This window comes from Paraperlucidibaca sp., from assembly GCF_982810325.1.
Genome location: NZ_CEYEMI010000005.1, coordinates 41,716 through 61,870 on the forward strand (window position 1 = coordinate 41,716; position 20,155 = coordinate 61,870).

The window sequence follows — 20,155 nt, forward strand, 5'->3', positions numbered from 1 at the left end:
TAATAGCCGCTTCAGGCGGCACATGCAATAGCGCAAAAAAAGGCCGCATCCCTGCGGCCTAAATACTGCTAAATCACTCGGTCATCTTTAAGCTTTAGTAAAGCCACCAAATAATCCGCTAAGCAGGCCGCCTAGAATTTGATTCAGCAAAGGACCTAACACTGGGATTTGACCAATCACATCACCAATTACGGGGATGCTTGGTGCAGCTGCTGTACTAGTGCCTCCAGTCGAATCAGTTGAAGTGCCACTGCCAGCCGGAGTCGAACCAGCTGGCGCTTGCGAGCCAGCAGGTGTCATTTGCGGTGCTGCAACTGGTGCTACTTTCGCTAACTCTTCACCAAAGAATGGCACCATGGCTACGATTACTTTCGTAAACAACTGGCCATTGGCAAGTGCTAATAAGCCTTGAGCAATCTCTTCAGGTGTTTGGCCATTTTCGCTGCCGCCAAGAATGCCGTTCAGCAATGCGATCAATGGGTTTAACGCCTCATCTTTAGTGTTTACCAGCTGATCAACCAAGCTGGTTAACGCACCTAAAGCACCAGACTCTTTGTCTGTCAGTTGATCAACTACACCAGTCAATGGCGCCAAGACGCCTAATTTAGGGTTTAGCAGGAAGTTCAACAGGTCATTGACTGGGCTTAAAATTGTGCCACCTAATAAACCGCCTGTTAGATTGGTCACTGCGGAAATCAGACCTTGTGTGCCAGGATTGCTAGGCTCACTTAATGCCAATATCGATTCCAGGCCACTCGCTACTTGCTCAGGAGTCAGACCTTGATTCAAGCCGACAAGCACAGTATTTAGCGTCAGCACTAGCGGCGATAACTTACCTAAGTCATCAGCTGCCGTCAGATGGCTGACAAATAATGCCAGTTCGCATTGTTGGCTAGTGCCTTTTTCTTTCAGCACTTTGATAGGTGCCAGCAAATCTGCCTGCGACTGTTTGCTTGGATCTAAAATTGCTTTGATCAGCTGCGGTACTGTCGTTGCAAATGGTTCGGCTAGCAAAACACTTTTCGCGCCTGTGGCATCGCTAAGCAATACGTCGGCGCAAACCACCGAATTGGCCACTGGTGGTTTAGTTTGAGGAGTGCCGTCCTCATTAAATTGACCGCTATCAGAGCCGCAAGCGGCAAGTGCTGCGGCAAATCCAGCTACCATCGAAAATCGAGCAATTGGTTTAAGTAAGTGCATAACAACCCCCTCTGTTTGGAATGGCGCCACTTTACGAGGAGGTTTACATCTATACAGTCGACATCATGTAAGGTAAAAACCGTACTACTACAAGATATTACAAAGTGAAATCCTAGCGACCAGCAATAAGCGGTTGATTTTCACGCGACGAACTGAAATAAATTACCAATACTCAGCGCTTACTTACATTAAGTATCGATTAGATACATGAATTAACAATTAAGCAGAAACAATTAGTCGTATAGCTTACAAAAAAACACTTAAGTCAAGTTTAGCCAACCCGATACACTGCGCTTCGTTGTGAAATGGATGTCGGCGTGTAACGCCACTGTAATAAATACAGTTGATCAGAGCGCCAAGGTTAATACTATGAAAGATGATAGCGCACCGCATAAATGCACGCCTGATGCCAGTTTGTTGCGTGAAATTGAGTTACTTAATCAGCAAATAGCCTTACTGCGCTCAGAAATCAATGTGCTAAAGGCAGCTGCCGAGTTTTTCTATAATGAACATTTAAACCAAAGCAACGGCTGAGGCTGTGTTGCCTTATTGCTCTTTAACCCTAGCGCTCAAACCCATTTAGCACGACGGACGAGTATCCGCCGACTCCTCACTAACACACTTCACACAAGCCAAGACACGCCCAAGTGCCTGCTCTCGACCATTCACGGTAATAACCCAAGGACGACTCTGCCAAGGAGGATCATGGCGAACATGCTGATTATGACCGCACTTGAGCTGAGCAACCCAATGCTGCTCATCATCGAGATGAAATCCGACTATTTCGCGCTCAACGCCTTTCATTTGTTAGCTGCTAGCAACAAAGCTGACGTATAGACGCATCGTAATTATTGGCACTCACACTCTCTTGGCATAAAAGCTAAGCCTCTGCTTTAATCACATATGTTTTAGCAATCATGTCATGCAGGCTGCGCTTACGTTTGGTCCAGCCCGCCATCATATAGCCGATGCAAAAAGTAAGTGCAGACAGATATTGCGCAAAAAAGCGACCTGAGGCTCTGGCAAAACTAATTCGATGGCCATCTAGATCGACAACTTTTAGGCGCAGAGCGCGCTTCCCCAGTGTGGCCTGCCAGCTTGATGAATGGAAAAGTGAGTAATAAAGCCACCACATGCATATAGTTACTATCGACTCGATAAAGTTAAGTACATCTAAGTCGATGTCCGTAACAAAAAAAATGCTCGCCCTAAGCAATGTCGACACTAATAGGATCGGCATTAGCATGGCGAAGAAATCAATAATAACCGCTGCAAATCGACGCCAAAATCCGCCAAACTGAGTATCGTCAGTTATTAAAACTTTTTTGATGGAGTCATTCCCCATAATACTTACATCAGATTGCATTATTAATACCATTGAATTAATTCAAAATTGGCCATGTCGCCGATTAAACTCTTCATCGCTCATTATTAATAGTAAAACAAACTCAATAAAAGCAATGATTGATGGAATAACTGTCCAAAAGAAGATCAAATATAAAATGCCGAGACCAACTTGGCCAAGATAAAACTTATGGACGCCGAAGCCGCCTAAGAAAAACGCCAGCAAAGCCGCTGCGATTCGACTCTTACCATTGGGCGCTAAAGCACCGAGGTTAACCGTGACCGAGGGATGCATTTGGCGTACGCCACATTTAGGGCATATTTCTGCTTTTGCGTTAATGATGGCAGCACATTCGCTACAGTATTTTTCGTCAGAACTCTTTAGCGAACTCTCGCTCATGCTGTCTTCCTGCCTATCACTAAGCTATTAAGAAGGCGAAAGCATGCCATGCAGTGCAGTTACGAACAAGAACTGCACTGCATGGCGCTTAGCAACTAGTTAGGCTTTCTGTAACATGCGCAAAATGCTGGAGAAATCCAAACCACCATTGCCGCCAGCGCTGTGCAGGGCATAGAGCTGACGCGCTAATCCGCCCAGAGGAATGGGCGTCTGCGCACCAAGAGCTGCCTCTTCGGCGAGGCCTAAGTCTTTCAGCATCAAATCAGTGCCAAAACCACCACTGTAATCGCGACTCGCGGGCACACCTTCCATCACGCCAGGCATGGGGTTGTACTTTTGCAATGACCAGTTGTCGCCCGAGCTTTGCTTCATGATGTCGGAGAGCACACTGGCATCGAGACCTAAACTCACACCTAAGTTCAGCGCCTCAGCACTGCCGATCATATGGATGGCAAGCAGCATGTTATTGCAGACTTTCGCGACCTGACCAGCACCATTGCCGCCAGCATGAAAAATGTTTTTGCCCATGGCCTCGAGTAAGGGCTTGGCAGCTGCGACGGCTGCATCTTCACCGCCAACCATAAAAGTTAATGTGGCATTAGTAGCGCCGGCAGTACCGCCAGAAACAGGCGCGTCGATGAGGCTAATGCCTTTTTCGGCAGCAGCTTTCGCGACTTTGCGCGCAGTTTCGGGGGCGATGGTGCTGCAGTCGATAACACGCACCGAAGCCGCCAGCGTGGCTAATAAACCGCCCTCGCCCAAGTACAAACCTTCAACGTGACGACTAGCCGGCAGCATTGAAATCACTACATCGGCATCGCTCACGGCACCTGCGGCGCTATCGCTTACGCTCACGCCTTCTGCGGCCACGCGAGCGCGGGCATCGGCGGATAAATCTGTGGCAGTAACCTTAAAGCCGGCCTTGTGCAGGTTGACTGCCATGGGGCCGCCCATATTGCCGAGGCCGATAAATGCGATGCTGATGGTCATTTTTTATTCTCTCTTTATTGAGCAAATTTAGGTGCCGCAACGATCAAACTCAGGCGCGTTAGCGTATCGACTCAGGCGCGTCGGCCTCGAGCATTCGGCGCGCAATAATCACGCGCATGATCTCGTTCGTACCTTCCAGTATCTGATGCACACGAGCATCGCGAAGCAGACGTTCAAGCGGGTAATCACGCAGATAACCGTAGCCGCCATGTAGCTGTAGCGCCTCATTACACACGTTAAAACCGGCGTCAGTGGCGAAGCGTTTGGCCATTGCGCAATAGGTGCTAGCGTCTCTATGGCCAGCGTCGAGTTTGCTTGCCGCTAAGCGAATCATCTGCCGAGCCGCGACTAATTCCGTGGCCATGTCGGCGAGGCGAAATTGCAAGGCCTGAAACTCGGCCAGTGCTTTGCCGAACTGCTTACGCTCACCAAGATAGGCTTGCGCAGCGTTAAGGGCGCCTTGCGCTGCCCCCACCGAACAGGTGGCAATATTGATGCGCCCGCCATCCAAACCTTTCATAGCGATGCGGAAGCCTTCGCCCTCTTCGCCTAAGCGATTAGCGACAGGTACTCGCACGTCATCAAAGAAAATGGCGCGCGTGGGCTGACTATTCCAGCCCATTTTTTCTTCTTTTTTGCCATAGCGAATGCCAGGTAAATTTGCCGGCACAGCAATCGCCGAAATGCCTTTAGCGCCGGCTGCGCCCGTACGCACCATAACCACCAACATATCGGTACTACCCGCGCCAGAAATAAACATCTTGCTGCCGTTTAGCACGTAGTCATCGCCATCACGGCGTGCCGAGGTTTTTAAATTGGCGGCATCAGAACCCGCATCTGGCTCGGTTAGGCAGTATGACGCGAGCTGCTCACCCGAAGTCAGGCGCTCGCCCCACTCAGCTTGCAGCGCTGGCTTACCCCAGGTGCAGAGCATCCATGTCGCCATATTATGAATGGTGAAAAATGCCGCCGTAGATGGGTCTGCTGCCGCCAACTCCTCAAACACTAAGGCCGAGTCTAGGCGCGACAGCCCTAAGCCACCCTGTGCTTCCGGTGAATACAGGCCGCAAAAACCCAGCTGCCCACCCTTGCGAAACGCATCGACAGGAAAAATAGACTCGGCATCCCATTGCGCCGCGAAGGGCGCAAGGTCTTGCCGAGCAAAATCACGCGCTAGCTGCGCAAAAGCCAGCTGTTCATCGCTCAGTTCAAAGTTCACGCCAGCACCCTTAACGCATGCTAATGGTGGTGTTGACAGTGCTCACCGCATCTTCGTCAAACCAACGCGAAGTGATGGTTTTGGTTTGCGTATAGAACATCACAACCTGTTTGCCATAAGGACCTAAATCACCGAGCTTCGAACCACGTGAACCTGTGAACGAGAACAACGGAACCGGCACAGGAATCGGCACATTGATTCCAACTTGGCCGACATCAATCTCCTCTTGGAAATGCCGTGCGGCACCGCCAGAGCGAGTAAAAATACCCGTGCCATTACCGTTGGGATTGGCATTCACTAGCGCAATCGCCTCATCCAGCGTGTCGACTTCAACCACACACAGCACTGGGCCAAAAATCTCTTCGTCATAAATGCGCATGCCCGGCTTCACGCCAGCAAACAGTGTGGGCGCGACAAAGTTGCCTTGCTCATAGCCTTTCACTACTGGATTACGGCCATCGAGCACTAAGCGCGCACCTTCGGCGATGCCAGCCTCAATCAGGCTTTCAATGCGTGCTTTAGCGGCACAGGAAATCACCGGGCCAATCTCAGTACCGGCAATATGTCCGGCATTTACACTCAAGGTTTTCGCACGCTCAGCAATTTCATCCACCCAGTGCTTCGCTTCGCCCACTAGCACCACCACCGATGACGCCATGCAACGCTGACCGGCGGCACCGAAACCTGCGCCGGCGAGCGCATTCAAAGTTTGCTCTTTCGGTGCATCAGGTAGCACCACCACGTGGTTTTTCGCACCCATCATGCACTGAGCGCGTTTACCGGTAGCCGTTGCGCGATGATAAACATGGGTGCCAACGCGTGTTGAACCAACGAAGGAAATTGCTTTGATATCAGGGTGATCGCATAGGCCATTAACAATATCGACAGCGCCGTGCACCACGTTCAACACACCAGCAGGAATGCCCGCTTCGACCGCCAGCTCTACCAAACGCATGGTGCTCATGGGGTCTTGCTCAGATGGCTTGAGCACGAAAGTGTTGCCACAAGCGATTGCCATCGGAAACATCCACAGTGGAATCATGGCGGGGAAGTTAAATGGTGTGATACCAGCGCAAACGCCAATAGGCTGCTGCAATGTATAAGTATCGACGCCATTGGCGACGTTATTGGCGATCTCACCCATTTGCAGCGAGCCAATATTGGCAGCGTGCTCGACCACTTCTAAACCACGGAAAATATCGCCTTCGGCATCTGGCAGAGTTTTGCCCTGCTCAGCCGTCAGTAACGCAGCAACTTCGCTCATATTTTCGCGTATCAGCTGCTGATACTTTAAGAAGATGCGTGCACGGGCACCAATTGGGGTTTTGCGCCAGGTTTTGAATGCTGCTTTGCCAGCAGCCACAGCAGCTGCTAGCTCATCAGCGGTGGCAAGAGGTACGCGAGCCAGCACTTCCTGAGTAGCAGGGTTAACTACATCGCGCCACTCGGTGGTTTTCGACTCGATAAACTCACCATTGATGAGCAATTTGACGGTAGGAATAGTGCTGGTCATAGCGATCTGCCTTAAATAATTCTGGAATTACTGTTGCAACAGCATATACAGGTTAAAATGCAATATGAACTCAGAATAAGTCCTAATCGATATGCAAAAATCTGCCAACAAAAATTTAAACTGGGATGACCTAAGATTTTTCCTCGAAGTCGCCCGAGCCGGTACCGCCAGCGCTGCTTCTCGCCGACTAAGCGTGGACTACACCACGGTAGCGCGGCGCATTCGCTCATTAGAAGAAAGTCTCGGCGCACTACTATTCGATAAATCACGCAGTAATGGCTTCACGCTCACCGTCGATGGTCAGCATTTAGTGCGCCATGCCGACACCATGGAAGCGGCTATGGCGGCAGCTATGGCCGAAGTCTCTGGAACTGGCAGCGCACTCTCAGGCCATGTTCGTATTGGTTGCACCGAGGCCTTTGGCACTTACTTTGTTGCTCCGCACATGGTCGAATTCCAAGACCGCTACCCCAATATTTCTATCGATATTTTACCGGTGCCGCACTTCGTCAATCTTTCGCGCCGCGAGGCCGATATAGCCATCACGCTAGAGCGCCCAGCGCGCGGGCCTTACATCTCTAGCAAGTTATGCGACTACCGGCTCAAGCTCTACGCCACACCCGAATACCTCGCGCAGCACCCGACTATCACTTGCATCGAAGACTTAACCCAACATCGTTTCATTAACTACGTTAATGAGCTCGCCTTCAGCGCCCAACTTTTATATCTCGATGAACTCGTGCCCGGGGCCCAGAGCACACTGCGCAGCACCAGCGCGTTGGCGCAATACCATGCTGTTTTGCAAGGCCGAGCCTTGGCTATTTTGCCCTGCTTTATTGCTGACACTGATCCGCGCTTGGTACCGGTCTTGAATGAAGAGCTCAGCATCACACGACAATTTTGGCTGTCATATAGCGAAGATTTGCGCCGACTAAAGCGTGTAACCGAAGTCGCGCAGCATTTAGTTCTAGCAGCACAGGCCAATAACTCACTACTTATGAGCTCTAGCTAAAAGCGCCACGGCACAGCTAGATAAATTCGGCAGCCATTCATCTACCGACGAAAATCGTTACATTAGGGCAACAATTAACCGACAAAAGTAGCCTTTAAAACTTTACATGAGTTAAGTTTCAGTACGCCTAGAAGGGCACTTAACCCAGTCGACAAGGATGCCGCTCAGACCATCGCTGAGACCTTTATCATGAAAAAGAAAAATTTAGTGGTTGCCCTCGCTCTGACAGCAAGTGCCTCATGGGCTGCGTTTAGTTTGTCATCGCTACCTATTCCTCTACCGTCACAGCTCACGAACCCGCTCGATAGCGCTCTAGGCTCATTGCAAAATGTTTTCGCTCAATCACCGTTCGGCGCATTCGCGAACGCTGCACCAACACCGAATAATCCCAGCCTGCCCGGTGCCGATGCATTCGCTAACCTTGGTGACAATAACCCGCTCGCAGGCCCATCACTACTAGACCCAACACAAGCTGCTGCCGCCCTAACTGCGCTCACCATGGGCCGCGACTTACCCGCACCCTTGTCACTAGAGCTGTCCAAGTTTCTTGGCAACTTTGGCAACCTGAGTCCATCAGGCGAGCAAACACCAGAAATGGCCGCGATGGCACAAGACTTAATCAGCTTCTTAGTCGGCTCGCTGACCAGCGCTGGCGCAGCACCGAGCTTGCCAAACGGCCTACCTAATGGAATTCCTGGCTTAGATGCACTGCCTGGACTCGATAGCTTACCCGGTGCAAGCAACCTGCCCATCCCTCTTGCTAGCGGCAGTCAACCATCGCTCAACGACCTATTTAATGCCTATGGCCTTGGCACCACAGTGGCTTATTTAGTTGCGACTTATGCTGTACCCGACCTTGGTCCATGGATTTTGCCGCACAATGTGCGCAGCCTGACTAACTATGTAAAAACCACCAACAACACAGCGACTGAAGGCACCGTCATCGTCCCCTTCGTGACTAGTGGTGTATCGAAAGGCCAGTCATTTACTATCACAAATACCACCAATGTAGATGCTGTGATTGCGACTGCGCTAGACCAACATACAGTCAATGACACTATCGTCATTCAAGCGCCGCTATCGATCGAAGTGAAACTGACCGGCGTCTGTAATGCGGTGCTTTTTGGTCGCTGCCGCGATCTAAAAATCACAACTACCACTGAAAATGTGCAAGACAAAGTGTTGGCCACCAACGCTAGCTACACTTTTGCCTATCCACTCAATGCCGGACAGTTCCCTACACGCGCCACGGCGATGGATATTTTCCAAGTCGCTTATGATGCCCTCGGCACCCTCAATGACCAAAAACCACGAGAAGCCACTGCAGCAAGCCCCTTGGCTAGCATTCCAGGTTTATCAGGCCTGACCAGCAAACTACCATTGCCATTACCGCTAGATGTGGGCTTAGCTGACTTGTCGACGCAGGCGCCAAAAGTTAACTCCTACGGCGTGCAAGTGACCCGTGGTGGTGCGGTTGACTCCGCTGCGAGTCAACTATTAGCACCTGTGCTTAATGTGCTGCCGATTGGCCCGCTGAATATCCGTCGTGTTGAACCTGTCATTGGCAACAACAGCAATCCGCTGCCATTGCCACTCCCATTCCAAACTAATGGTTCACTAAACGGCCAAGACTTCACTAACTTACTGCAACTAGACTCACGTCTGGGCATGACCGCAGGCTATGCAGTTAATACCGTGAAAACTGGCAAAATCAACATCATGGCCGTTCGTTGGCATAATCTCGGCACAGAAACGTTGGGCCGCGCTATCGATAATGTGGGCTCGCAATTGCAAACGGCCCAGCTATCAAGTCTAACCTCGCAAATCCCCGGACTTGACCGCGTACCTGGCTTAGATCAACTACCAAGCGCTCCAAGCTTGCCGGCAGGCATTCCGAGTGCCGCAACGGCACTAAAGTCAGCACCAGCCACGTTCTATTACGACGTGCCAGTTGGCGAGTACTTGCTCGGCACTGAGCGTGTTAATGGTAATAGCCTAATCGCACTCGACTACCCGATTGCTGGCACACCACCTAGCCTAAGCCTGCCACCAAAACTGCCAAGCGCAGCCGATTTACAAACTTTGGCAAGCAATATCCAAGCGTTACTTTCTGGCAATGGTGCCGGCTTACCCACCGGCTTGCCAGATTTGGGACTGCCTACTGGCGTACCCGCCCTGCCATAAGCCGCTATGAACCGTTGAGCATATTGACGATGCCCAGCGTGAGATAATTTAGCGAGAGTCGCCATAGAGGGGCTCTCGCTTTTTTTGTATCACTTTTTCGCCTCAATCGTAGTCTGCATGAGTGACGCTCAGACCGACACTTGCTATGGTCTAGGCCATCTTTTGCAATGAGCACAGCCTTATGAAAACTCGCGCTGCTGTCGCCTGGAAAGCAGGCCAACCGCTGACTATCGAAACCGTGGATTTGGCTGGGCCGAAAGCTGGTGAAGTGCTAGTCGAAATCAAAGCCACAGGTATCTGCCATACCGACTACTACACGCTCAGTGGCGCTGATCCTGAAGGTATTTTCCCCTCCATCTTGGGTCACGAAGGCGCAGGTATCGTGGTTGATGTTGGCCCTGGCGTGAAGTCATTGCGCAAAGGCGATCACGTGATTCCTCTGTACACACCCGAATGCCGAGAATGCAAATTCTGCCTGTCGCAAAAAACCAATCTCTGCCAAGCCATTCGCAGCACACAAGGCCGCGGCTTAATGCCGGACGCCACCTCACGCTTCTCGCTTAATGGCCAAGATTTATTCCACTACATGGGCACGTCGACGTTCTCTAACTACATCGTGGTGCCGGAAATTGCTCTGGCAAAAATCCGCGAAGACGCGCCGTTCGACAAAGTTTGCTACATCGGCTGTGGTGTCACTACCGGCATAGGCGCTGTATTGTTTACCGCTAAAGTGGAAGCTGGCGCCAATGTCGTGGTGTTCGGCTTAGGCGGTATCGGCCTCAATGTCATTCAAGGCGCGAAGATGGTCGGGGCCGGCAAAATCATTGGTGTCGACTTAAATCCTGAGCGCGAAAAGATGGCCCGCGAGTTCGGCATGACGCACTTCATTAACCCGAAAGAAGTTGAAAACGTCGTCGATACCATTGTGCAACTGACCGATGGCGGCGCTGACTACAGCTTCGAATGCATCGGCAATACCAAGGTCATGCGTGATGCCCTCGAATGCACGCACAAAGGCTGGGGCCGCAGCATCATCATCGGCGTGGCGGAAGCTGGTGCGGAAATCAGCACGCGGCCATTCCAGCTAGTGACTGGGCGCAAATGGGAAGGCTCGGCTTTCGGTGGCGCGCGTGGGCGCACCGATGTGCCGAAAATCGTCGACTGGTATATGGAAGGCAAAATCAACATCGACTCGCTAATCACCCACAAGCTCAAACTCGAAGACATCAACGAAGGTTTTGAGCTGATGAAGCGTGGCGAATCGATTCGTTCGGTGGTGATTTTCTAGAACAGATTACGTAAGCGGCCATACGATCAATAAAGGGGAAAGTCATGTTTGCATTCAGAGCCTTTGTCGCGGGTTATTTCGCCACGCTGCTGTTTCATCAGGGCTTATTCAGCCTGTTTTATAGCCTCGGCATGGTGCCAGTACCAGCGTTTAATCTCACACCAAGCCAGCCTTTAGGTGTGCCTGCGGTCATCTCGCTGGCATTTTGGGGCGGCTTATGGGGCGTACCCGTGGCCTACTGGATTCGCCAAAACCATGGCGCAATCTATTGGCTCAAAGCGATGCTGATCGGCGCCATTGGCCCAACCGCAGTCGCGATGCTAATTGTGTTTCCGCTCAAAGACCTGCCAGTGGAGATGAAAACTGTCATCGGTGGCTTATTACTTAACGGTGCCTGGGGCTTGGGCGTGGCACTTTTTATGCGCTGGCCATCGGCCGCTAAACCCTCGGCGCTTAGCAAATGAGCATGATTACTCGCAGCAAACACGCTTGTTTCGGCGGCATACAGGGCTTTTACACTCATGACTCCAGCAGCATCGGCCTGCCGATGCGCTTTTCCGTGTATCAGCCACCACAAGCAGCCAATGGTCCGGTGCCGGTGGTATTTTTTCTCGCCGGCCTGACCTGCACAGAAGAGACTTTCATGGTCAAAGCTGGCGCTCAGCGCGTTGCCGCAGAGCTGGGCTTGATGCTGGTGACTTGCGATACCAGTCCGCGTGATATTGAGCTGCCCGGTGATCGTGAACATTGGGATTTTGGTGTCGGCGCAGGCTTCTATCTCGACGCCACCACTCAGCCATGGGCTACGCATTACCGTATGGGTAGTTATGTACTGGAGTTGCGTGACTTTATCCTAGCTAACTTCTCCGCGAGCGCCGATCGTGTCGGCATCATGGGTCATTCTATGGGCGGCCACGGCGCGCTCACCATCGGCTTGAAACACCCTGAGCGGTTCCAGTCGGTCTCCGCCTTTGCGCCAATAGCAGCGCCCAGCGAATGCCCATGGGGTGAGAAAGCCTTTAGCCGCTATCTGGGTGATGACCGCAGTAGCTGGCGCGCATTCGATGCCACGGCCTTAGTCGAGGATGGTCAACGCACCTCTGCCCTACTCGTTGATCAAGGTTTGGAGGATCAATTCCTACCCAATCAACTAAGTCCCGATCGCTTTGAGTCAGCCTGTCGCGGCGCCGGCCAAGCGCTAACACTGCGTAGGCAGAGCGGTTATGATCATGGGTACTACTTTATTAGCAGCTTTATTGCTGACCACTTACATCATCACGCGCAATTACTGCGCTAAGTTTAGGACGCCTTATGTCGATTCGATTCTCTATCAAACCCATTGCCTATGCGGTTGCTCTCATCACCACTGGTGGACTACTTGGCGCCTGCGGTGGCGGCTCATCTGATGGCCCGCGCATTGAGGTGAGCTCGGCGACAGCGTACTTGCTTACCAGTAATAACCGAATTATTGGCGTCGATTTAGAGGACACGGAGTTTGCCCGCTCAGTTGTTGGTATCTTAACCAACACTATTGTAGATGACCCAGCTGATGATAATGATGGCTACAGCGTCAATGCTTTGGATATCGATGAACAAGTTCTCGCCATCGACTATCGCAACGCTGAAGGCACGCTCTATGCTCTAACGCGCCTAGGCTCCGAAGGTCGCATTGTAACTATTACGCCAACCACAGGCGTAATAACACGTGTCAGCACACTCACCGCAGACTCTGCTGACACAACAGACGCCTTTAGCTCGCTCAATGCAAACGTCAGCTACACCATAGACTTCAACCCAACCGTTGATCGTTTACGTATCATCGGCAGTGACGACAGCAACTATCGTGTCGATGTACTGACTGGCCAGACTTTCACAGACGGTCCGGTTAGCATTTCTAGCGCCACTATTGCTGGCGTCGCTTACACCGATAACTTTTCTGCTGGCGCCGGTCGCACAACGACACTATTTGGCATCGATACATCAACCGACGCCCTATATAGCTTCTCTTCAGCAAATGCCGGTACGCTCGCCACACCAAGCAAAACCCTAGATATTGGTGATGTAACAGCAGTTAATGGCTTCGATATTGACCCTTCCAGCAATGCACTTACCGCCGTCTTATCGGTCGCTGGCAGCCCTGCAGTTTATTCTTTAGACGCGACAGGGGCATCGAATGTAGCCAGCCGCCGTACCAGTCTACCTAAGCTGCCAACAGGTGAAACCTATGCAAGCCTCTCACTGATTACGGCAGCTAACCCTACCGTTGTAGTATTAGATAATGCCAATAAGCTCAGTGTGCTACGCGCTAATGACCCAGCCGTAATATTCACTCCGGGAACAGTGACACTAGGGGGTATGGAAACCTTAATCGGCATCGACTTCCGCCAATCCAGTCGAACACTCAATGGTTTAGGTAGTTTAGGTAATCATTACGCGTTAACAGTACCCGTGAACGGTAGCACCTCGCCGACTGCCACTAAACTCAATACGTCAGCCACATCATTAACCGCCAACGTTGGCTATACCACCGACTTCAACCCCACTAGCGGAAATGGCGTTAATCGTCTTCGGTTAATTGGCGACAATGACAGCAATGCGGTTGTTGAAATTGAAACAGGCATAAGCACACCTAACACTGCTATTTCAGGCTCACCGGACCCTACCGTGGTGGCTGCGGCTTACTCAAATAACTACCGCAATGCCACGTCAACGCAACTTTTTGTTGTCGATAGCGCCAATAGCGCCATTGCTACTCAAACGGTTAGCGACCCCACTGCACCAGACACTACACCCGTAGTCGGCCAGCTCGTCAATTCACAGCCTTTAGGTATAACGCTTGCAGGGCCAGTCGGGTTTGATATCAGTGGCCGCAACAATGAAAACGTATTGCTCTTGGCACGAAGCGCTGCAGGCCCACATACGCTATATCGTGTGAACCTCGGTCTCAGTACCCCTTTACTCTCTTTAGGCACAGTAGGCGGCACCAGTGGCTCAAGCAACCTCATTGATATGGCCATTACCTTCTAACTAATGTGATCCATAAAAAAACGGGCCATCTGGCCCGTTTTTTTATGCACGCGAAATCATCAAGCCAGCGCTGGCTCAAGACATCAGCTTAAGCCGCACCACCACTCGCGGCAGCCATTTTCACATGCAATGGCTCTTTGCTTTGCGGCTGCACAAACAAGGTTTGTGTTGGGTACGCAAACTCAATGCCTTCCTCTTCAAAACGCTTGAAGATCGCCAAGTTGATGCTTTGTTGAACATCAAGCCCCAAGGCATAGTCAGGCTCAGTCATCCAATACACCACCTCAAAGTCTAGCGATGAAGCGCCAAAGCCACGGAAATGCGCACGATTGAAGCGTGCATTCGGCACGGCATCGATCATCTCCTGCACCATCGATGGGATTTTCTCAAGTTGAGCGGACGGTGTTTGATAGGTCACGCCAAAGGCAAACAGCATTCGACGTTCTTCCATACGCCTAAAGTTGCGAATGCGTGTTTGTAACAAGTCACTATTGGAGCAAATAATTTGCTCACCCGTCACACTGCGCAGGCGCGTAGTTTTCAAACCAACGTGCTCAACCGTACCGAAGTAGGTATCGACTAAAATAGTGTCGCCAATCACGAACGGCTTATCGATAACAATAGATAAGCTGGCAAATAAATCACCCAAGATGTTTTGAGCCGCCAAAGCAATCGCTATGCCGCCAACACCTAGGCCGGCAACTAGCGCCGTCACATCTACGCCCAAATTACCGAGCATGAGCATGAGCACAATGGCCCATAAAACCATCCTGCCCATAAAGTAAATTGCGCTTAGGCTTGTAGCTGCTGCGCCTTCGCTATTTTTCTTGCGGTAAGCCTCAACCCAAAAGCTCATTGCGCCACTTAGCCAGAGGCCAAATTGCATGAAGCCAGCCACTGTGGCAATTGCCATTAGCGTCTTATCAATCTGATCGGATAGCTCTAAATAGCGAGTACCAATCATTAGCGTGACACCAAAAATCAGAATTTGTTTAGTGCGCGAGGCTATCGACACCAAGGCATCATCGAAATTGCTGGTGGTGCGCGCGGCGAGTTTTGCACCACGAGTCACAATGATCCACTTAACTAAGCCCATCACCACATTGATGCTGACAGCCAACGCTAAGGCGTAAGCCCAAGCCTCTAGCGAGTTCCCCAACCATTTTTGCGATAAATCAAACATATAAATCTCATAGCAATAAAAGTAGTCATTATACGGACGCCTGAGGATGCCTCAAGTTGACGTAATGCCAGATGCTAACGCTTTGGCCAGTTTTCACCCATTTAGTGTACTTTTAGGCTTTCCAATCAGGCCGTGCCTATGTATCATCGCCCACCTTGACGGAGAGTTGACCGAGAGGCCGAAGGTGCTCCCCTGCTAAGGGAGTAGGGGTCATAAGCCCCTCAAGGGTTCGAATCCCTTACTCTCCGCCATTTTCACCGTCTTTGTGCGAACGTTGTTTTTTCAACCAAAACACACTTGACGATGAATAGGCCGATACGCATAATGCGCGGCCTCTGCAATGCGCCCATAGCTCAGCTGGATAGAGCACCAGGCTACGAACTTGGGGGTCGGGAGTTCGAATCTCTCTGGGCGCACCATATATACAAAAGCCGTTAAGTATTAACTACTTAGCGGCTTTTTTATTTCTCAATGTTAGAATTGCAACTCTATCATTCGGCACAAATTTCTGACAAAACCAGACTAATGTGTCTCGAACTTAGCTTATTTGCTTCTCTCTGCTTGCCGCTCACCGCGCTCGTTGCTTGGCCACTAGCCTGGCAAAAGCTTTACGCTGCTCAAACGTCAATATCGTATTCAATTTTAGGCGAAAGCTAACCTGATGCTCATGACGAATTTCATGAATTTGTTTTTTCTGTAAGTTAGTTAATCTCAGCTCGCGAAGAGCTCGCCTCTCTCCGTACGCACCCTTCTTTTGATGCTCATGCTTATGCTCGGCTTTATTGCCACTGGAATTCCACCACGCGGCTTGTGCTGTCGCTGGCATAGCCATCGATAAAGCTGAAGCAGTAATCAATGCAGTCAATGTTTTCTTCATCATCGTTAAATCCTCGCTGTGAAATGCTCAGATCATCTAAGTGTTGATCCGCGACTACAGTGTGTCCATAACATGCGTTAACTTGAGTTAAGCGCACTGTAAAGCCAGGTAAAGATGGTGCATACACAGTGAATGAGCCGTATTTCCCACGTTTTTATCCCAAGATTGTAACTAGCTTTTAACGATGCCCTACCAACCGAGCTAGGTTGCGACATGTCTAATATTTAACCTTTCGGTTAGCTTTGATTCATCATCACAAAGCGATACTAGTGAATCGAAGTCTTGCTAGTGAACACCCTCATGTCTAATCAAGCATCAAGTAACTTACTGGCTAAAACCACTCATGGCTTAGTCGCAATCGCAATTATCCACCAGTTACTGTCATCAGAATGGATGGCTAAACCGTGGCGACTTACCGAGGCGACTGACCTAGCAAAGACTCTGCTAACTACGCACACATGGTCTGGATTATTGATAGCAGGATTACTCGTATTCATGCTCGCTGGACTACTTCAGCGCTACCGCTTAAATGGTATTGGTGCTTTTTTCCCATGGACACAGAGTTTTCGAAGACAAGCACTCACCCAGAGCCTCTTAGAGTTCATAACAGTGCTTCGCCAAAGGCATATGCCTAGTGCTGATCAAACACATGCACTCGCCAAAGCAGTGCAAGGCTTAGGGTTGCTTACTGTTGCTTTTATGGCGACAACAGGAATAGCTATTTGGTTAAGCGGCGATAACATCGAGATTGCGCATCAAATAGGCAGCATTCATGAGCTAGGAGCTGTACCGCTTCAGCTATATCTTGGTGGTCATGTTGTCATGGCTTTACTACATCGCTGCTTTGGCCAAAAGTAGCGCCGCCACCAAGCCTTTTGAAGGCGCCCTCACTAGACAGACCATATATAAAAAAGCCGGATAACTTTAAAGGTTATCCGGCTTTGTATTGCTCTACTTATTACTTTTTGTCATCACGATGCTCGCGACGATCATCTCGCTTTTCTTGACGCTCGGCTTCATGCTTAGCTGCAATGGCGCGCTGATCTGGTGTCAGGATTGCGTCCATTTTTTTGTGAAAAGTATCGCGCTGTTCACGGTGAATCTCGCGCACTTGCTCCTTTTGCTTATCTGTAAGCTTCAACTCACGCATACCACGCATTTCATCACGCGGGCCTTTTTTGTCGCCTTTCTCATGCTTACAGCCTTGCTCTGCCTTTTCAGAGCCAGAACTAAACCATCCAGCTTGTGCTGTAGCCGGTATGGCCATTGATAATGCCGACGCAGCAACTAGGGCGGTTAATGTTTTCTTCAACATGGTTAAATCCTCTTGGTTGGCAGATCAGCCGTTGATCCGTGACTGCAGTGTGCCCATAGCATGCGTTAACTTGCGTTAAGCGCACTGTAAAGCTAGGTAAAGATGGCACGTACAAAGTGTGCAAGCCGTATCATGTCAACACGATCACTAGCTGAGTGTAGCTATGCAACCTATTTTACTGGTCGATGATGATCGCGAGCTCACCGAGCTTCTCGCCACTTACCTAAGTGCGGAAGGCATTGCTAGTGAAGCCGCGCATGATGGCCAAACTGGTGCCGCACTGGCGCTGAGTGAGCGCTTCCAAATGGTCATTCTCGACGTCATGATGCCGGGCCAAAACGGCATCGAAACCTTGCGACAGATACGTCAGAGCAGCCACATTCCCGTGCTCATGCTCACCGCTAAAGGCGATGACATCGATCGCATTATTGGCTTAGAGCTTGGTGCCGATGACTATGTGCCCAAGCCCTGCTCGCCACGCGAGATTCTTGCACGCATTCGAGCTATTTTGCGGCGCACAGAAGCCATGAGCGCCGATCCAAGCAAGCTCGCCTCTAGACCCGACGCACCCCTCAGCTATAGCGGCATTATGCTCTGGCCAAGCCAACGCCGCGTGCAGTGGCATAGCGAAGAGCTCGAGCTCACCAGTACAGAGTTCAGCCTTCTAGAGGCTCTGATGGCTCAAGCAGGAAGTATTGTCAGCAAGGCTCAGCTCTCTGAGCTAGCACTTGGGCGCAAGCTCATGCGTTTTGATCGCAGCATTGATGTGCACATCAGTAGCATTCGACAAAAGCTCGTGGCGCTCGGTGAGCAGCAAACATTAATTTTGACCGTGCGTGGCCAAGGCTACCAACTGCGAGTGAGTTAATGGGACGACTATTTTGGAAGTTACTTTTCGGGTTTTGGCTAGCTTTAATAAGTGCCAGCCTAATCGTTGGCGTAATGGTTAATAACGAACGTGATCGAGCGCGAGCAGAAGCTACGCAAGCCATTTTAGCGGCAAACCCAGAACTGTTTATTGATGGTGCGACAAACCCTGCGCAACATAGACAACTTCGTAAATTGCGCCGTGAGCTACGTATGCAGGCCGGCCTTGAGCCACCGCCTCGACCTGGACCTGGACGCCAACCCTACTGGCTCTGGCTCACCGGTCTACTTGCCAGCCTTGCCTTTAGCGCTGCTATTGCTTGGTATTTGGCCAAGCCAATACGGCATTTGCGCCATGCCTTAAATCAAGTCGCGCGTGGTGATCTCGACACTAGAGTGGCATTTGCCATGAATGGTCGCCGCGATGAGCTAGCCGATCTAGGCGTTGCTTTTGACCAAATGGCTCAGCAATTACAGCAACATATTGAGGCGCAAAAACGCCTGCTACACGATGTCTCACACGAGCTACGCTCTCCTCTCGCACGCCTGCAAATAGCCATTGGCATAGCGCATCAAACACCTAGCGCTATTCAAGACAGTCTCGCGCGCATTGAGACCGAATCGGAGCGGCTTGATGCGCTGATTGGCGAATTGCTCACACTTTCGCGACTCGAAAGCACGCAGGCGACACTAAATCTGCGCAGCATAGATATCAGCGAGCTAGTGGCAAGTATTGTTGATGACGCCAGCTATGAGCTCGCCGAGTCGACAAAATCCATCGACTTCTCGCCTTCCGCGCCGGTCATGACAACTATCGATGAGACTGTGCTAGGCCGCGCCATCGAGAATATCGTGCGTAATGCCATCAAGTTCACCGCCGAAGGCAGCAGGGTCCATGTCACGCTGCTCCAGCAGCATGACCATATTCGCTTGCAGATAGTCGATGCTGGGCCTGGCATGGCAAACGCCGATTTGGCGCATATGTTTGAGCCGTTTTATCGTAGCGAGACCAGCACGCTCAAAGAGCATGCGCGTAATGGCTATGGCCTAGGTTTAGCGATCGCTCAACAAGCCACCAAAATGCATGGTGGCACGCTAACGGCCGAAAACATTCAGCCCCACGGCTTGTCTATGACGTTAACGCTGCCACAACTTAAAGGCGCCGCCTAAGTAGGCAAAAGCACACCAAAAAAATGTATATACATTGACTATCATAATGATAGCCACTATAGTGGTTGTGCGTGAATACACAACGACACCTGAGCGGGAACTAACGCGATGACCGATAAGCCGTCGAAGAAGAAGAACGCTCAACTTATCATCCGTATTAATGAGGATGAGCGGGCGCAATTTATTGCCCTGTGCGAGCAACACGACACGAGTGCCGCTCGTGAGATACGTCGTTTTATTCGCGGCTACTTAGATCAACACCAGACGAATGATCGTCAACGTTGATTCAATGCGCTAAAGCGCTCATCACTTGGAGAAATACCTCATGGCGAACGTGAAAAAAACCCTGAAAAAAGCAGTTAAAGCCACACAAGCAAAAATTGCTAAGCAAGAGAAGAAGCTGAAGAAACTGGCGAAGAAGCTGAAAAAAGCCTAAGCCTGCTTGCTAACAAAAAAGCCCCGACTATCGGGGCTTTTTTGTGCAAGACATGACAGTAACTTTAGCGCTTAAAACGAATACACCGCCGTTACGCGAGCATTGGTTGGCGAACCAGGGCTAATGTTAT

At 50.7% G+C, this 20,155-nt stretch carries 20 protein-coding genes and 2 tRNA genes; 13 read left to right on the forward strand and 9 right to left on the reverse strand.

Annotation, left to right across the window (positions count from 1 at the left end; genetic code table 11):
* Window positions 1-87 precede the first annotated feature (87 nt).
* Window positions 88-1,200, reverse strand: coding sequence for a hypothetical protein (locus tag AC3DKE_RS03435; RefSeq protein ID WP_379068027.1), 1,113 nt, complete (start codon window positions 1,198-1,200; stop codon window positions 88-90).
* Between the two features lie 369 nt (window positions 1,201-1,569).
* Here AC3DKE_RS03435 and AC3DKE_RS03440 point away from each other — a divergent pair, with 369 nt between their 5' ends.
* Window positions 1,570-1,734 (forward strand): hypothetical protein, encoded by a 165-nt coding sequence (locus AC3DKE_RS03440; RefSeq protein ID WP_340676219.1) that lies wholly within the window; start codon window positions 1,570-1,572, stop codon window positions 1,732-1,734.
* 45 nt (window positions 1,735-1,779) lie between these two features.
* Here AC3DKE_RS03440 and AC3DKE_RS03445 read toward each other — a convergent pair whose 3' ends face one another.
* The 6 genes from AC3DKE_RS03445 to AC3DKE_RS03470 form a co-directional block, all read right to left on the reverse strand.
* Window positions 1,780-2,004 (reverse strand): DUF3565 domain-containing protein, encoded by a 225-nt coding sequence (locus AC3DKE_RS03445; protein ID WP_340676218.1) that lies wholly within the window; start codon window positions 2,002-2,004, stop codon window positions 1,780-1,782.
* Between the two features lie 76 nt (window positions 2,005-2,080).
* Window positions 2,081-2,566, reverse strand: coding sequence for an RDD family protein (locus AC3DKE_RS03450; protein ID WP_340676217.1), 486 nt, complete (start codon window positions 2,564-2,566; stop codon window positions 2,081-2,083).
* A gap of 21 nt (window positions 2,567-2,587) precedes the next feature.
* Window positions 2,588-2,944 (reverse strand): TM2 domain-containing protein, encoded by a 357-nt coding sequence (locus AC3DKE_RS03455; protein WP_340676216.1) that lies wholly within the window; start codon window positions 2,942-2,944, stop codon window positions 2,588-2,590.
* A 99-nt stretch (window positions 2,945-3,043) separates the two neighbouring features.
* On the reverse strand, window positions 3,044-3,928 hold the full coding sequence (gene mmsB / locus AC3DKE_RS03460; RefSeq protein ID WP_340676361.1) for a 3-hydroxyisobutyrate dehydrogenase: 885 nt from the start codon (window positions 3,926-3,928) through the stop codon (window positions 3,044-3,046).
* Window positions 3,929-3,992: 64 nt separating this feature from the next.
* Window positions 3,993-5,153: an acyl-CoA dehydrogenase family protein gene (locus AC3DKE_RS03465; protein ID WP_379068012.1), complete on the reverse strand. Its 1,161-nt coding sequence runs from the start codon at window positions 5,151-5,153 to the stop codon at window positions 3,993-3,995.
* A gap of 10 nt (window positions 5,154-5,163) precedes the next feature.
* Entirely contained in the window at window positions 5,164-6,666 is a 1,503-nt protein-coding gene (locus AC3DKE_RS03470) for a CoA-acylating methylmalonate-semialdehyde dehydrogenase (protein ID WP_340676214.1), read from the reverse strand.
* Between the two features lie 91 nt (window positions 6,667-6,757).
* Here AC3DKE_RS03470 and AC3DKE_RS03475 point away from each other — a divergent pair, with 91 nt between their 5' ends.
* The 6 genes from AC3DKE_RS03475 (at window position 6,758) to AC3DKE_RS03500 (ending at window position 14,177) form a co-directional block, all read left to right on the forward strand.
* Window positions 6,758-7,678, forward strand: a complete 921-nt coding sequence (locus tag AC3DKE_RS03475; protein ID WP_487990074.1) for a LysR family transcriptional regulator — start codon at window positions 6,758-6,760, stop codon at window positions 7,676-7,678.
* Between the two features lie 189 nt (window positions 7,679-7,867).
* Window positions 7,868-9,862: a hypothetical protein gene (locus AC3DKE_RS03480; RefSeq protein ID WP_340676212.1), complete on the forward strand. Its 1,995-nt coding sequence runs from the start codon at window positions 7,868-7,870 to the stop codon at window positions 9,860-9,862.
* Between the two features lie 181 nt (window positions 9,863-10,043).
* The gene (locus tag AC3DKE_RS03485) at window positions 10,044-11,150 is read left to right on the forward strand and encodes an S-(hydroxymethyl)glutathione dehydrogenase/class III alcohol dehydrogenase (protein ID WP_340676211.1); all 1,107 of its coding nucleotides are present in this window, start codon (window positions 10,044-10,046) and stop codon (window positions 11,148-11,150) included.
* 44 nt (window positions 11,151-11,194) lie between these two features.
* Window positions 11,195-11,614, forward strand: coding sequence for a hypothetical protein (locus AC3DKE_RS03490; RefSeq protein WP_340676210.1), 420 nt, complete (start codon window positions 11,195-11,197; stop codon window positions 11,612-11,614).
* Complete coding sequence (gene fghA / locus AC3DKE_RS03495) at window positions 11,611-12,447, forward strand: S-formylglutathione hydrolase (protein WP_340676209.1); 837 nt, start codon at window positions 11,611-11,613, stop codon at window positions 12,445-12,447. Before AC3DKE_RS03490 ends, fghA begins: the two co-directional genes overlap by 4 nt.
* Before the next feature lie 14 nt (window positions 12,448-12,461).
* The gene (locus AC3DKE_RS03500) at window positions 12,462-14,177 is read left to right on the forward strand and encodes a DUF4394 domain-containing protein (RefSeq protein ID WP_379067994.1); all 1,716 of its coding nucleotides are present in this window, start codon (window positions 12,462-12,464) and stop codon (window positions 14,175-14,177) included.
* An 88-nt stretch (window positions 14,178-14,265) separates the two neighbouring features.
* Here AC3DKE_RS03500 and AC3DKE_RS03505 read toward each other — a convergent pair whose 3' ends face one another.
* Window positions 14,266-15,360, reverse strand: a complete 1,095-nt coding sequence (locus AC3DKE_RS03505) for a mechanosensitive ion channel family protein (RefSeq protein ID WP_340676207.1) — start codon at window positions 15,358-15,360, stop codon at window positions 14,266-14,268.
* A gap of 160 nt (window positions 15,361-15,520) precedes the next feature.
* On the opposite strand from AC3DKE_RS03505, the gene AC3DKE_RS03510 reads away from it, so the two are divergent.
* The 3 genes from AC3DKE_RS03510 (at window position 15,521) to AC3DKE_RS03520 (ending at window position 17,095) form a co-directional block, all read left to right on the forward strand.
* Window positions 15,521-15,611: transfer RNA gene (locus tag AC3DKE_RS03510), tRNA-Ser, on the forward strand.
* Window positions 15,612-15,702: 91 nt separating this feature from the next.
* Window positions 15,703-15,779 (forward strand) — tRNA-Arg (locus tag AC3DKE_RS03515).
* A 758-nt stretch (window positions 15,780-16,537) separates the two neighbouring features.
* The gene (locus tag AC3DKE_RS03520; RefSeq protein ID WP_340676194.1) at window positions 16,538-17,095 is read left to right on the forward strand and encodes a cytochrome b/b6 domain-containing protein; all 558 of its coding nucleotides are present in this window, start codon (window positions 16,538-16,540) and stop codon (window positions 17,093-17,095) included.
* Between the two features lie 100 nt (window positions 17,096-17,195).
* On the opposite strand, the gene AC3DKE_RS03525 is transcribed toward AC3DKE_RS03520, so the two are convergent.
* Complete coding sequence (locus AC3DKE_RS03525; protein WP_340676193.1) at window positions 17,196-17,552, reverse strand: hypothetical protein; 357 nt, start codon at window positions 17,550-17,552, stop codon at window positions 17,196-17,198.
* A gap of 163 nt (window positions 17,553-17,715) precedes the next feature.
* Between AC3DKE_RS03525 and AC3DKE_RS03530 the strand changes: the two genes are divergently transcribed.
* From AC3DKE_RS03530 to AC3DKE_RS03540, 3 genes are all read left to right on the forward strand, one after another.
* Window positions 17,716-18,420: a response regulator transcription factor gene (locus AC3DKE_RS03530; protein ID WP_487990075.1), complete on the forward strand. Its 705-nt coding sequence runs from the start codon at window positions 17,716-17,718 to the stop codon at window positions 18,418-18,420.
* Complete coding sequence (locus AC3DKE_RS03535; RefSeq protein WP_487990076.1) at window positions 18,420-19,589, forward strand: sensor histidine kinase; 1,170 nt, start codon at window positions 18,420-18,422, stop codon at window positions 19,587-19,589. Before AC3DKE_RS03530 ends, AC3DKE_RS03535 begins: the two co-directional genes overlap by 1 nt.
* Before the next feature lie 108 nt (window positions 19,590-19,697).
* Window positions 19,698-19,874: a hypothetical protein gene (locus AC3DKE_RS03540; RefSeq protein WP_340676190.1), complete on the forward strand. Its 177-nt coding sequence runs from the start codon at window positions 19,698-19,700 to the stop codon at window positions 19,872-19,874.
* The last annotated feature ends 281 nt before the right edge of the window (window positions 19,875-20,155 follow it).